Genomic DNA, 14,895 nt, shown 5'->3' with positions numbered 1-14,895 from the left:
CAAACGTCCCTGAGATACCATTAAACTTCACTCCTAACGAGCCCGCAACCTGTGGGCCAGGGCGGCGGCCACCGCTCCCAGCGCCGTGCATGTCTCTAGAGAATGACCGTTGAACGTTATGTCCAGATGATGTCTGGCCAATTCGTGCACTTCCTTCGGTACGCCCTTGGGTCCAGCGCCGAATATCAGACATACGCTCTGTCCACCGAGCAACATCGAGGCTATGTCCTCTAGTTCAAGACGCTTTCGCGGGTCGGGATCGCAGGTGGTCAGCACTGGTATGCCCAACTGCGGCGGTATGCCCCGTGCGGGATAGGGGAAGTTTTGGAAGCGACCCTTGACGGCCAGTTCCCTCAAGTAAGAACCATCTTCGCCAATTGATGTGGACGCTGCCACCCATTCGGCGAGTTCCAAAGGAAGATGAAGATCGTCCGGGAAGGGGAAGCCGAAAGTAGCCAGATTAAGATCGTAGGCCAGGGCCAACGGACCCGCGCGGGCCAGGATGCGCCTGTGCGCCTCACGGAACACCCGGGGATCGTAGGAGTTATGAATAGCTATGGTAGCTCGGCCGGATCGGCGTTCCATTCGCCCTCAGAGCCCCAGAGGCACCTGTTCCGTCTTGGTCAACATATCGCCGTCCCAAGTGTACTTAAGGCGCTTGCGGTCCTTCCAAACCCCGGATTGCAATATATAGCCGACCATGAGCGAGAGGCCAATGGACGCTTCCACGTAAGCCACCGATTTGTTCGCATCGCGGTTTATCTTACCCCATGACTGCGCCTCTTCAAAGGTGCACCCGCTCAGTCCGCCCCACTGAGGGGTGTCCTGGGTGATCTGCACGGCATAGTGATGACCACCTCTGTCGTAACCGAGGGTCTCACAGATGACCTCGGTCTGCTGGATATAGTTCTTTGGCACTCCGCCACCGATGTATATCACAGCGGTCTTCTCCGATTGTATCTTGATCTGGGTTATCTCCCAGTTGTCACGGATGGGATCTAATCGCATGAACGGCTCGTTGGCCATCCTTCTCTTATAGTACAGCCCGGTGAGCCCGATGCCAATGGAAGAATCGTTCAAGGCCGGAACGATGATCGGCACCCCATATTTGACGGCGTTATAGAGTATGGATCCCTCGTCATCGATGCTGGAACCGAGTATCTCCATGAACTCCCGGCTGCTGTAGCCTTTAGGTTCCAGCTCCCCGGCGATGTCACCGATGACCTCATCGGTCTCCCTGAACTTGTCCTCATCTACCAGGGTGTCGTATATTCTATCTACGAACAGCTCCCTCAGAGCGAGGTCATCGCAGCGGGGTGAGCATTTATAATGACTGTAACCCCGGGCCTGATAGAAGTCCTGGTAGGGTATGGCACCGATGGTCACTATGGCGTCCACAAGACCGAACTTGATCATGTCGGCGATGACCTTTCTCAGACCGGCGGCCACCAGAGGTCCGGCCAATCCCAGGATGATCGTGGGACGGGCCGGGTCCTTCAGGGCCTTCTCCAAAACGATTGCGCATGTGGCCAGGGCCCGGCTCTGCACCGAGGAGTCCTTGTAGGCATCCATCAGGTCCTTCACGGTCACTATCTTATCGAAGTCGATCGGTTTGACCTTCTCCTTCAGCACGTCTTCCTTCTCTAACAATTCTAACCCTCGCATCTGTTAATTGAAACCGCTAGAACGGTATGAGCCTTAAACCCTGCCCTTGACCTTCCTTGGCCGGCTGCATATGGCATAATCATCCCCGTCGAAGAATACATCCAGCTCTGGATTTTCCGCTTGGATCTCCTCGATCTTTTTCAAGACCTCGCGTAGCGTGAAGTCGCTATTGCGATCGATCTTGATATGCACCCTCTTCTCCATTTGCAGACCCCTGGCCCAAATCTAAGTTCTTTCTTAATTGTAACGTTGCATATATATGTTTTTGTTACGTAATACTCCCCGAGAGCTTGCTGGCCAGCAAGGTTGCTGAACGGTAAAACCCGATGATTAGTATCTAAATATGCAACGCATCTGTCATTTTTAAGTTCGATGATTCGGGATTAAAAGGTTATATTAAATTTATATTATTATATTTATCTAAATATAACATCGTTCGCAAAATATTTTTTCTGACCGGTATCGACATCACGGATTCGATATCAAAAAATGAGAGTGGTCCTAAAACATTAAATATCCACCCAAAGAGTCCTCTTCCATTAATTTAATGGATATACTGGTTCATCCGAGGATGCGATTGAAGGAATGACCAAGGAAGACGATCGGGACGACCTACGGACGGTAGGAGAGCGTAGAGAGAAGGATAGTGGAGCTTCCGATTCGGCCGAAACGGAACGCCTGAGCAAATGGTTAGACGGGGAAGGACAAGGTTCTGCGCTGCTCAGCTGGTTAGGAGAAGAGGGGGAAATGGTCCCCGAGGACGAGCTGGCTGAACTAAAGGAGCGCGTGGAACGATACGAAACGGAGTTGGCGGCGGTCCGAACATTATTAGCTGGCGAGACAACGGCCAATCAGGACGAGGGAATCGCCAACCGCCTGCAGGCCTTGATCGAAGAGCGAAATCTAATTCGAGGGCGCGAGACCAAAACCCCAATATTGAACGAGGGCAACGGGCTCATGGAGAGCCAGGAGTCTGAACTGAGGGAGAGGTTCCACGCCGAGCTTAAGGAAAAGGAGGGGCAGTGGCGTCATCAGGAGGCCGAGTTCAACGAACGGAGCGTTAACCTGGAGACCGAACTAGCTAAGATCAAGATCGAACTGAAGCTAAAAGATGATGAACTTGCTGTCCTCAGAAGCAATGGTAGTACAGTAAGTGGCGACCTGATCGGAAAACTGGAGTCGCTGCAGTCCAAAGAGAGGGAGTTCCTCACCCTCAAGCAAGAGGCCGACGCGCTTCGTGTGCGCCTGAAAGACAAGGAAGAGGAACTTGACCGGATCCGAGAAGCTATCACCTACAAGGAAGACGAGCTGATCCGCCGAGAAGAGGACCTGATGTACAGGGAGAAGATCTACACCGGGGAAAGGCACAAGCTCGAGGAGATGAAGCGGGAGACCGGTGGACTGGAAGAGGCCGAGCTCATGAAGAAGCTGGAGTCCTTGAAGGCCGAGGTCGCTTCCAAGGAGGAGCAGCTGAGGGCCAAGGAGCGCTACGTCCTGGCTAAGCAGGAGGAGCTGCGCCTCCGGGAACAGGGACTCATAGAGGATGAGATCACCTATCGGGAGCAGGAGAGGGCACTGGAGATCCAGGAAAGAAAGGTCAAGACCGGAATTCCGCGTTTCGACGACCTTTTGCTCGGCGGATTGCCGATCGGAACCAACATTATGCTACATGGACCACCGTTCGTGGGGAAGGAGGTCATGGCGGACACCTTCGTCGTGGAGGGTCTACGAAAAGGGGTCCCATCAATAATCGTTCTCACCGATAAAACGGCCAAGGACGTCCGGGCGGAGATGCTTTTCATCATGTCCGGGTACGAGGAGTACGAAAAACTGGGCCTGGTGAAGTATGTTGATAACTACAGTCGGGCCATGGGGGACGACGCCGAGGACCCTTACACCACCTATGTCGATGAGCCGAACGATCACGCGAAACTGAGCGAGGTTGTGGAGGAGATAGCCCGGGAATTCAAGACCAAGCATGAGTACTATCGTCTGATATTCCGTTCCGTTTCCACGCTTATTGCGTATTCCGATCCGAACTCGGCCTTCCGATTCCTGAGCCCGTTATGCGGCAGGCGCAAGAAGGACCAGGCGGTATGCCTGTTCGTTGTGGAGAAGGGCATGCACAGCGAACCGGAGATCCAGATGCTTGGCTCAATCATGGATGGCATGGTGGACTTCAAGGTTGACCAGCTGAAGACCTTCTTCGCCATCAAAGGTATAAGTGACGTTCAGTCCCGAGCCTACATACGTTACACGGCTACCAAGAGCGCCCTGACAATAGGATCATTCGCCCTGGACCACATTCGTTAGGCTACTTCCACGCCGTCGCTAGGGCGTATTTCCGGCTTTTTCTGCATGTTGATACGCGGCATGGGCATCGGGGCGGGAAGCTTGATCTCCCTAGAAATAAGCAGTGCAGATAGCATGCTGTTGCCTACCACGGCATTGTGCACCGCGTTGGCGTCGTCCACCGGGAGGTTGTTTGTTCTCCTCCAGTCGTCCATGGTCTTTTCGCTTAGTTCAGAAACGGTGATCCGCCCTTCGATCTTGATGTAGCCTAGCCCAGTATAATTGGCGGTGAAGCGGAAATCGATGTGCGATAGGTCGTCCTCACCCTTTGATATCTGAGTGATGGCGCTGTTGTTTTCGATCTTGATATTGGCCATTCTCTCACCGGCCTTGGAAAATCTCTTGGCCTCAATGGTGGTGGTTTCGAAGGACTTGATTTGCATGGGCTTCGTGAACCGCATCAACTTTTTCCTTTTAGAACATTACCATTCAATTCGTTGATGAGAAAAAGGATGGTGCCGCAGGCCGGGCTCGAACCAGCGACTTCAAGATTTCGATCCTCCAGGCTTTCACCGTGAGGGACTTCAGTCTTGCACTCTCCCAACTGAGTTACTGCGGCTTAGGCACCCGATAATTGAGGACGATTAAATAATTTGCTCCTTGGCCTTCGATTCGGTTCGAGACAGAAAACTATGAAAAATCAGTTCTTTTCGATGATTTTAGCACTAAATTCACTTATAAGCCAGTCCTCAGTTTTTTTATTTTCATTTTTTCTCGACATATTTATATAGTCCGAATTACGTAAAACATCCAGGCGATTTTGAGGTTACCAGCATGGGGGAACGTTCCGGAAACCGAATACAATTCAGTGCGTCTAGTCGTTCCAAGTTCATCAAGAAGGATAAGGAAGGTGTTGCCTCCGTAATTGGCACAATTATGGCTCTACTTGTCTTCCTGACGTTCCTTACCATGTTCACCAATACCTACATACCAATATGGATGAAAGAGAATGAGAAGAGCCATATGGATGAGGTACTTAACCAGTTCGGGGACATTAAAGGGAAGATCGATAGCCTGGTGGTCAACGCCCAGGTCACAGGCCAATCGACCATCAACATGTATCAGCCGTTCACCTTGGGATCTGACGGCGTACCAGTTTTTGCCTCGGCCACTGCGGGGTACCTCTTTTTAAAACCCACTGGTTCTATTGATTCAGGGGTGAGAGAGAACTTCCACTATTCCATCGAAGGTGGTAGCCCTACCCTTTTTAATGAGAATGGTGGAGGGTGTATGGAGTTCTACGGTCCTAATCGCTATTATGTTCAGCAGTGGTACACCTACGAGAATGGAGCGCTCATGATCTATCAGCAGGATGGCATGGCTATGCGGGCCGGGCCCTCCCTGGACTTCATACTGAATGGTGACGGGACCGTAAATGCCCAATTTGACCAGGTGGACCTCATCGGTAAGAACAGCTCCGTGAGCGGTCTGGGAAATGCCGGAGCGGCCATTGACCTGATCTATCATGATTCCCAGACCTATTACCTATGCCAATCCAACGGTGATGATAACGGTGATCTGACAATGGTCTTCACGACCAGATATAATACCACCTGGATGAGCTTCATCAGGGAGACCGCGATGGAGGCTGGCTTGAATGAGACCGATGGTGACTATACGCTCAACGAGACTGTTACGATAGATGCGTATCGTTCAGTATATGAGATTACATTGACGATACATAACGTAGACCAGTTCACCCATAACCGTGGCTACGTCTTTATTGAACTGGAGTACTAGGTGGAATGATGGTGAATGCTTCCAAGGAACCAGAACCGGGGAACAAGAACTTCCCCGCACCCCAAGAGGACCAGGATCAGAAGGAATGGGCCACCATCAGCACCTCAGAACGCATGCGCAATTCCTATCTGAAATTACTGCGCAGGATGGCTCCCAACCGGGCCAGTCGGGTAATGGTTCCATCACGGGAACTGGCCGTATCGGTTCGCCCCGGCTCGGCAGTGACTGTGATCCCGGATATTACAGACCCGGCCATAGAGGTGCTGGACCAGTATACAGTGATTGCCGATTATGCGTTCGTGCGTATCACTTACAATAATAATCTGAGCGAATACCTGTATGAGGTCATCGAACCAGCGCTCACCTACGAGGAGCAGGAACTGCTGGACCTGATAAAGGATACTCTTCACCGAACTATGGGTTACGAGTGGGAGAAGCTTACCCAGCTTGATAAAGAGGAGTATCTACGCGAAAGCGTGGAAAGTTTCATCCGCACCAGGGGGGTGAAGGTGGAGAATATCACAAAAAAGCGCATTGGATATTACATAACCCGCGATTTCGTCGGTCATGGCGTGATCGATGTCATGATGCGCGACGATATGGTGGAAGATATATCCTGCGATGGTTTCAATGTCCCTCTCTTTATATTCCACGGCAAGTGGGAGAGCACGCGCAGCAACATTATCTTTACCAATGAGGATCTTCTGAACTCGTTCGTTGTTACTCTGGCTCAAAGGAGTGGCAAGCAGATATCGGTCGCCATGCCGATCTTGGACGGGACAACTGTCGAAGGTCACCGTGTCCAGGCCACCTATTCCCGCGAGGTCACTACAAGGGGTTCTACCTTCACTATCCGACGTTTCAAGAACAGACCCTTTACACCTACGGACCTCATGAGACACAAAACGGTCAGCCCAGAAATGATGGCCTACCTGTGGATCGGAGTGGAGAACGGCGAGTCCATGATATTGGTCGGCGGAACTGCGAGTGGCAAGACCAGCTCCCTCAATTCTCTGGCCATATTCATCCCACCGGGAGCAAAGATCGTTACGATAGAGGATACGCGTGAGATCAATCTCCCGCACGAGAATTGGATCCCAGGGGCTACCAGGACCGGCGTGGGGGAGAAGGATAAGGACGGCCGTACTGCAGGGGAGATCGATATGTATGATCTTGTCCGCGCGGCACTGCGTCAAAGACCCAATTATATAATCGTGGGCGAGGTCCGTGGAAAAGAGACGTACATCATGTTCCAGGCCATGGCCACTGGTCATAGTACCTATTCAACTATGCATGCCGACTCCGTGAAAAGCATGGTCAATAGGCTGGAAAATCCACCGATCAACTGCCCCAGGATACTGTTGACCGCGTTACGCAACGTGCTCATTCAGTCCCAGGTGAAAGTGGGCAACGATTTCGTTCGCCGAATGAAACAGATAGTGGAGATCGTGGGCTTTGAGCCGGAAACGAACGAGCTGATCACCAACACCGTCTATGAGTGGGACCCCGCCACCGACCGTTTCATTTTTAAGGGACATTCGTTCCTTTTTGACAAGATCATGGAGATGAGGTCCCTGACACACGACGAGATGATGGCCGAATTCGATCGCCGCAAAGAGGTCCTTAATTACATGTTAAAGAAGGACATACGTAATCACCAGGAGATCTGGAACCTGGTAAATTCGTACTACAAGGATCATGAAAAGACCCTAAATCGCATACATAAGGACCTTGAAGCAATGGAGGTGAACTGATGACTGGTGAAGGAGATCTTTTCACTCGTATTGATTCTACAAATAAATCGTATCTGCGTACCAAGAGCCTCGTGCCCCAGCACAATGTCGAATTGGGGCCGCGCATCATCAAATTGCCTGAAGGAGTGGTACCCGATTACGTAAAGCTCACCTCATATCAGGAATTTTGCTGGCGAACCATAGGAAAGATGGTCACGAGCCGCATGAAGCTCAACCCCAAATTGGAACTTTCCCTACTACAAGCACATATGAGGTTACGCCAGGAGGAATACGTTGCGTACATTTGGATGACGACCTTGATCGTTGGCATCCTTTCCGTCACGGCCTCGCTATTTTTCGGCGGGATACTTATTTCCTTCATCGGCATTGAAACCGGAATGGTGCTGATATTCTCCGTGATGATCGTGGTGCTGCCCCCCGTCCTTACATATGTGGTCTTAAGCTCGATTCCTAGTTCACGATCAAAAACTAGGATGAGGGATATAAATAAGCGCCTAGGCGCCGCCATGAGCTTCATTTCGGCTATGGCCAGCGCTGATGTCAACGTTGATATCATCTTCAAAGAGCTGGCTCGACAGCCCATATATGGCGAGATCAAGAACGAAGCGGAATGGATCACTAGGGACACAGATCTGCTGGGAACCGATATCCTGACCGCGATAAACCGGGCGGCCCAGCGTACACCGTCCACTCGTTTTCAGGAATTTTTACAGGGAGTGGTCACGACCTCCACGTCTGGAGGTCAGCTAAAACCGTATTTCCTACAGAAGGCCGAGCAGTTCGAGAAGGAATATAGACTGGAGATAAAATCGCAATTGGAGACGCTGGGATTGATGGCCGAGTCGTTCGTCACAGTGGTGGTGGCCTTCCCCCTTTTCCTCATCGTCATCATGGCCATCATGGCCATAGTGCCAGGAGCGGGCGGGAACACGGACACCACGATCCTATTGCTTTATCTGGTGGTCGGATTGATGGTTCCGTTCTCCCAGTTCGGGTTCATATTCTTCATCTGGAATATTACCAAGGAGTCCACGATGTGAGGTGAGGAAATGACTGAAAAAGAACTATTAGACATACGTCAACTGACCCTCAAGAAGAGGGACTATAGCAGGAGCCTACTCATTATCGGTGGGGTATTTATGGCTTTATTCTTCTTCATTGGCTTTCTGGACGCCATTGGGGGACTGGAGACCGGATTGGACTGGATAGATTGGGTGGCCATAGGTCTGATGGCTGTCTGCGGCCCTTATGGTTTCTATTCCACTAATCAGTTCAAGAAGACAAGGCAGATCGAGTCCAGATTACCCGATTTCCTACGTGATGTTTCAGAGGGCGGGCGCTTCGGCATGACCCTGGCCGAATCCATCAAGGTCTCATCTCATGGTCGTTACGGTAGCCTGACCCCAGAGATCCAAAGGATGGCCGCACAGATAGATTGGGGAGTTCCAGCCACGGATGCCATCAAACTGTTCATTGACCGTGTAGATACTCCGTTGGTACGGAGGATGACCTCCATAGTCATAAAGGCTAACGACGCTGGCGGGAACGTTGCCGACGTATTGGACATGGTGGCGCACGACGCTCGCGAGACATTGCTCAACCGAAACGAAAGAAGCATCGCCATGTCGACCTACACCGTGGTCATCTATGTGGCTTTCGCCGTTTTCCTAGCCACCATCTTCATACTTAATTCCACGTTCTTGCCCCGAATGGTAGAGGCCGGGACGCAGATCAGTGAGGACGCCCCGGATATTGGAGGCATACCAGTGCAGGTGCAGGCGGATGTGGTGCCTCAGGTGCAGCTGATATTCATCATCTCAGTGGTCATACATGCCTTCGGCGATGGAATACTAGCCGGAGTGCTGCAGGACGGCAGGTTATCGAACGGGTTCCGTCACTCCTTCATCATGCTTGTATTGGGACTGATCGGCACCAGGGTATTGGGGTGATGAAGAATGTCCATGATCGGAAAGGAGCCACTGAAGGACCTAGAGATACTTATTGAGAAAGGTGACCTGCGGTTCGAACGGTCCAAGAAACCGACCTTTAAAGACCATTATTTAGAGATGGTGCATCGCATTTCAAAAAAGCCAGTACGGGTAATGATGCCTACCCTGAACGATGACAAGAATCGATTCAATGGTCTGATAACCGAGATCCCCAAGATCACCGAGAGCTACATAGACGAAGTGGAGATCGCCCCGGTACTGGAACCCTATTCATACGTACGTATCAAGTTTGACAACATCGCCTCCGAATATCTATACGAGGTAATCGAACCGTTACTGTCCGAGGACGAGGCCATACTCCTGGAGATGCTGAAGAACAGCATCGTGTTGACCATCAACCAGGCCGATTACGCCGCTATTCGTGAGAAGGAGGCCATTCTACGAGAGGTGACGGATGACCTGCTCAACACCATGGAGGTAAATCTGAACATGGATTCCAGAGAACGGATCCATTACTACCTTCGTAGGGACTTCATCGGTTATGGGGCCATCGATGCCATGATGACCGACCCCAACGTGGAAGATTGTTCCTGTGATGGGGTGAACATCCCGTTATACATATTCCATCGCAAGTATGGTTCCATCAAGTCCAACGTGAAATTCGAGACAGATGAGGAAGATGATTCGTTCGTAGTCTGGCTGGCTCAAAAGTGCGGAAAGCACATTTCGGTGGCCGAACCGTTGCTGGATGCCACGATACCAGACGGATCGAGATTGAACGCCACCTTGGGGAAGCACGTGACCAAACGTGGTTCCTCATTTACTATCAGGCGATTTAAGGAGAACCCGTTCACACCGGTGGATCTACTACGATTCAAGACGATGAGCACGGAAATGATGGCCTATCTGTGGATATCCACAGAGTTCGGAAGTTCCATGCTGGTTTGCGGAGGTACTGCCAGCGGTAAGACCACCACCCTGAACGCCGTGTTGCTCTTCATACCCCCGCAAATGAAGATCATCAGCATCGAAGACACCAGGGAGTTGAATCTGCCACATGAGAACTGGATACCAGGGCTTACAAGAGAGTCATTCGGTGGACGAAAGAGCACCACCTCCGGTTCCGTGGACATGTACGATCTTCTGACGGCGGCGCTCAGGCAGCGGCCGCAATACCTGATGGTCGGAGAGGTGCGTGGTCAGGAAGCGTATGTGGTCTTCCAGGCCATGGCTACAGGCACGATTTCATTTTCTACATTCCACGCAGAGGACGTACAGGCCATGGTGCACAGGATGGAGAACGACCCGATCAATCTGCCTCGGGCTCTAATTACAGCCCTGGACGTTGTGATGCTGCAGGCACAGGTCAAGGTCGGCACCAAGATGACCAGACGTGTGAAGTCCTTGACCGAGATTGTGGGCATGGACCCGGAAACTGGAGAGCTCATCACAAACTCGGCCTTCACCTGGAATCCCGCGGATGATTCGTTCAACTATAGTGGACATTCCTACATCTTCGAGAAGGTAAGGACCATCAAGAGCTGGTCCCCAAGGGAGATGGAGAGGGAATGGAGACGTAGAACGGAAATCCTGGAATATATGAAGAAGACCGGGGTGGACAACTACCGTCAAGTGGCCAAGATCATTTCCACTTATTACAAAAACCCTGACAAAGTCATGAAGGAAGTGCGCGAGGTCATGAGCCAGGACTAAACGTCCTGTAATTTTTTTAAACTCCATTTTTTGTTATGTCATCTGCGTGATGAATATAAAAAATTAAAAAAAAAGAAAGAGGTTTATTCGGTCTTGTTCTCGCCCTCTTCCTCTTTGGTCGACTGTTCTGTCATTGATTCGACCGATTCCTCCTTGGGCTGTTTTTTAGTCTCTCCAGACCTCCTGACTATCCGCCTGAAGGGACTCTTCTTCTCCTCGATCGGAGCCTCCTCAGCAGCCTTCTGTTCGAATACAGTGCCGCAACGGTTGCATATCTTGGAGTCGCGCGGGTTTAGAGTGCCGCACGAAGGGCAGGGGAAGACGCCGGACCTCCGGTTCATCTCCTCCTTTCGCAGCCACTCCTCGAAGGGCAGATAGTTGGGTTCGGTCCGAAGCCACTCCATGAACTTCTCTTCGGAGTACTTGTTGCCTAGGGCGGCCTTGGCCTGCTCGCGGAAGCCATCTATGTACTCATCATACTGCTTCCTCATGGCCTCGATGTAACCAGGAGCTTGACCGACCTCGATTGGTTCGGTCATGAACTTGGCGCCGCATTCGGGACAGCTTTCCGATTTTGATGATATCCAAGCTCCGCACTCACTACACTTTGCTGTGTCAACCTCGAATTCCACCCCGCACTTCGGGCAGTGCTTTGACGCATCGGGGATCAAAGCGCCACAGTTACCGCACTCCACCATCCTACCCAGTCCGACCCGGTAGAGATACAGAGAGAAGATAACGATGACCGATATGACAATAGCGATTATCAGAAGGTATACCCAGGTAGGAATGGTCTCAGGAGCGAAGGGGGCGATAATATCGATGTTCGTCTCCTGAGAGAACTCGCCCTCGATGGTCTCTACTGTCACATGTAACGTCTGTTGTCCTTCCTTCCCAGTGGGAACTGGGATGTGGATGGCGAACTGGCCATTGTCATTGGTTGTAGTACTAACCTCATTGATCAAGGTGAAACCGTTTGAATCAATAATTTTTACCTTGACCACCTGGCCAATCAGTGGAGCGTTGTTCCCGGTCTGTAATACCGTTCCTTGAACGAAGATGCTGCTCCCAGGAGCGTAATCTGTCTTCCCACCTAGATTGATGGTGATAATAGGATTGGGAACGGCTATGGTGAAATCCAGGTCTATCAGATTATTATCTGATTCCGATTCATCTCCGGCATCGACCATTATCACCAAAGAGTAATTTCCAGAGGTGGCATTGATTACCCAGTTTGTGCTATATTGAAGAATCTCGCCAACCTCGAAATTTCTCACCTGGCTATACAATAGAATATCCAGGGTTTCGTTCCTTAGATAGACTTCGACTTTCACATTGGTGGCATCGATAATGCCGACATTTTCCACATCGAACAAGATGGTGATTTTCTCGCCGATCACACCCGATGTGACGTTCGCACCGACAGATTGGATCAAGACATTTTTGAGGGCCATATCGGGGCGATTATCGATAACTTGTAGCACCTGAGATGCCCTGTTGTTATCGTTAACATCATCATCCATTTCGTTCATGTGATCGAACATGGAGTCGGTCGGTGGGTTGACAATGACAGTGATCGTATTATTCTGATAAATGCCCTGACCACTCACTATCTCGGCCACCCAGACCATGCTAATCGTTTTGGAAGCGCCAACGGATAGAGTATCAACCCTCACTACCCCAATGATCTCTGCATCATTGAGCCAGAACGCCACATCAAATTGTTCAGCTACCGATTCGCCCACGTTGAATATTGTGGCCTTTAAGGTAACCTCCTCCCCAATGTACGCGCTGTTGGTGGCCAACCCACCGACCATGAAGCTGACGCTTGACGCCACGAGATCCGGATAATCTAGAACATTAACGGACTTAGTGGCGACGTTGTTGTTCTCATTGCTCTCATTGACCTCATGATCCCCATCGACCTCCACTGTGATGGTGTGGATACCAGGGGTGTTTGGTAACCAATCCCCTAATGCGGTGTTCATCTGGCCAGCGGGCAGGTTGCTGATGTTGAAGCGATCGAACTCGACCCCATTATCCTTGAATATGACCCAGAATTCCGTAGTGGCATTGTCGCCAATATTCCTGATGTTCGCGGATATGGATGCGGACTTGTTTCTTACTGGTGATGATGGGTCTATTGTGATGTCGGTCGAGTTGATTGCTAGATCTGGGACTCCGATCACTGTGACATCGGTCGAATTGTAATTGTTGTCCTCATTGAGCTCGGGAATTTCGTTCAGGGGATCGACAGTGACACTTAGCGTGTGGTTCCCGAGAGGATAGCTGGCGGTCCACGTGACCGACACGGTGACGTTGGATTCCGGAGCCAATTCGTCGATCACACGGTCGGCGATCAGGATCTTACCACCAGTACTGTTGTCCTCAAACCTCACAAGAATATCGTAGGCCGTTACAACTCCAATGTTATTGATGACCGCGGTTAGGGTCACCTGTTCCCCGCGCGAGGGGGACTGGTCGGACACTGTGAACGGTAAATCGATATCAGGTTTTGCGTCTGGGATATCGAGCCTTACCTCGACATCGTCTCCATCCAGCGCCCCGTTCAAGTCAGGATAAGGAACTTGAGTTAGAACAATGGTAGACTCGTAATTTGTGGGACCGTACCAATATGTGGCGTTCAGCCCATATCCTAAGTTAGGGATGAAACCAGCAGATGTAACGATGGCACTGAGGACCCTGACCCTTAAGGTCCCATTGTCATCGGTGATACCGCTGCTTACCAGGTTTCCGTAATTGCCATCAGTATTTATCTTACGAACTTCCACAATGGTCTCGGGGATGGTATGCTCACCAGTGCCATCGTAGACAGATACCAGCAACCAGCGATATACCGTCACGACTGCGCCTTCCATCGGGGAGATGGGCGGATTTCCGATGATCGTAACCCCGGTCAACTCGGCCTGTGCATCGCCCCCGAAATATGACCAGGCGCTGTAGAATGTTGTGTTCAGGGCCACAAGGGTACCCTCAGAACTCGATGGGGCCCTTATATCGCCCATTACACTCGTCTCTTCTGCATAGATCATGGATGAGTCGTCCATGATGACCGTTACATCCGAGCCTAGTGTGGAGTCATTGAGATATAGACGGCCGTTATCGAACAGATACACGATAAGTTGGAGATTCGATGTTAGAGTTCCCTCATCGAAGACCAGTGTACCGTTATCTCGGACTGTTATGCTTGTCGTCTGGTTGGGGTCCTGCCTCATGTTCAATTGTGTGCCAACTAATGCCAGGTAACCTTCATCCTCGACGATTATGTTTCCCTGGATTGTCATTACCTTATCGACCAACTCTAGGACGGAGGTCCCCATCACTTTCAGGTCGTTTACGCTGGTCGGGAGGTTGATAGACATGTATACGATTTGATCGTCCAGATTTGGATAGGAATCGAACCCTGGAACATCTGCTAATACGTTATACCAAGCAGAGCTCGCATCTATATACTCCACTGAAACAGAGTAACCCTCCACCGAGTAAGAGTTGGGTTCCCAATCAGGGTTGATCAGGTCTGTCCTAAGGGGTATGATTACCTGTCCGAAATTATCAGTGATCTTGAAATTACTAGCATCCCGGCCTAGATAATCTAGCACGCCTTGAGGTGGAGTTTGGCTTACTGATCCATCATAGTAGTATGTCGCAGGTTGTCCAGAATACTCGGTTATATTGACATGCGCCCCGCTGATTGGCAGATT

11 protein-coding genes and 1 tRNA gene are annotated in these 14,895 nt (G+C 50.9%); 6 read left to right on the top strand and 6 right to left on the bottom strand.

Going from position 1 to position 14,895, the window contains the following annotated elements; genetic code table 11:
• Positions 1-33: 33 nt before the first annotated feature.
• From VMW85_04585 to VMW85_04575, 3 genes are read right to left on the bottom strand one after another with little or no spacing between them, the layout of a single operon-like run.
• Positions 34-585 (bottom strand): DUF531 family protein, encoded by a 552-nt coding sequence (locus tag VMW85_04585; protein HUT27303.1) that lies wholly within the window; start codon positions 583-585, stop codon positions 34-36.
• Positions 586-591: 6 nt separating this feature from the next.
• Complete coding sequence (locus tag VMW85_04580) at positions 592-1,650, bottom strand: deoxyhypusine synthase family protein (GenBank protein HUT27302.1); 1,059 nt, start codon at positions 1,648-1,650, stop codon at positions 592-594.
• A 48-nt stretch (positions 1,651-1,698) separates the two neighbouring features.
• Positions 1,699-1,869, bottom strand: a complete 171-nt coding sequence (locus VMW85_04575; GenBank protein ID HUT27301.1) for a hypothetical protein — start codon at positions 1,867-1,869, stop codon at positions 1,699-1,701.
• Between the two features lie 381 nt (positions 1,870-2,250).
• Between VMW85_04575 and VMW85_04570 the strand changes: the two genes are divergently transcribed.
• Entirely contained in the window at positions 2,251-3,978 is a 1,728-nt protein-coding gene (locus tag VMW85_04570) for an ATPase domain-containing protein (GenBank protein ID HUT27300.1), read from the top strand.
• Here VMW85_04570 and VMW85_04565 read toward each other — a convergent pair.
• Complete coding sequence (locus VMW85_04565) at positions 3,975-4,418, bottom strand: hypothetical protein (GenBank protein ID HUT27299.1); 444 nt, start codon at positions 4,416-4,418, stop codon at positions 3,975-3,977. The two genes, VMW85_04570 and VMW85_04565, sit on opposite strands and share 4 nt — an antisense overlap.
• Positions 4,419-4,470: 52 nt before the next feature.
• Positions 4,471-4,576 (bottom strand) — tRNA-Phe (locus tag VMW85_04560).
• A 215-nt stretch (positions 4,577-4,791) separates the two neighbouring features.
• Here VMW85_04560 and VMW85_04555 point away from each other — a divergent pair.
• From VMW85_04555 to VMW85_04535, 5 genes are all read left to right on the top strand, one after another.
• Positions 4,792-5,757: a hypothetical protein gene (locus tag VMW85_04555; protein ID HUT27298.1), complete on the top strand. Its 966-nt coding sequence runs from the start codon at positions 4,792-4,794 to the stop codon at positions 5,755-5,757.
• Between the two features lie 5 nt (positions 5,758-5,762).
• Positions 5,763-7,511 carry a type II/IV secretion system ATPase subunit gene (locus tag VMW85_04550; GenBank protein HUT27297.1) on the top strand — a complete coding sequence of 583 codons (1,749 nt, stop codon included), beginning with the start codon at positions 5,763-5,765 and terminating at the stop codon, positions 7,509-7,511.
• A complete protein-coding gene (locus VMW85_04545) occupies positions 7,511-8,551 on the top strand; it encodes a type II secretion system F family protein (GenBank protein ID HUT27296.1) in 1,041 nt (346 codons plus the stop codon). Before VMW85_04550 ends, VMW85_04545 begins: the two co-directional genes overlap by 1 nt.
• 99 nt (positions 8,552-8,650) lie before the next feature.
• Positions 8,651-9,460, top strand: coding sequence for a type II secretion system F family protein (locus tag VMW85_04540; GenBank protein ID HUT27295.1), 810 nt, complete (start codon positions 8,651-8,653; stop codon positions 9,458-9,460).
• 6 nt (positions 9,461-9,466) lie between these two features.
• Complete coding sequence (locus VMW85_04535) at positions 9,467-11,173, top strand: type II/IV secretion system ATPase subunit (protein ID HUT27294.1); 1,707 nt, start codon at positions 9,467-9,469, stop codon at positions 11,171-11,173.
• An 83-nt stretch (positions 11,174-11,256) separates the two neighbouring features.
• On the opposite strand, the gene VMW85_04530 is transcribed toward VMW85_04535, so the two are convergent.
• Positions 11,257-14,556 carry a CARDB domain-containing protein gene (locus VMW85_04530; GenBank protein HUT27293.1) on the bottom strand — a complete coding sequence of 1,100 codons (3,300 nt, stop codon included), beginning with the start codon at positions 14,554-14,556 and terminating at the stop codon, positions 11,257-11,259.
• Between the last annotated feature and the right edge of the window lie 339 nt (positions 14,557-14,895).

The sequence above is a fragment of the Methanomassiliicoccales archaeon genome (genome assembly GCA_035527755.1).
Lineage (GTDB): Archaea > Thermoplasmatota > Thermoplasmata > Methanomassiliicoccales > UBA472 > UBA472.
Note: the sequence above shows the minus strand (reverse complement) of the source record. Positions and strands in the feature narration are given on the sequence as shown.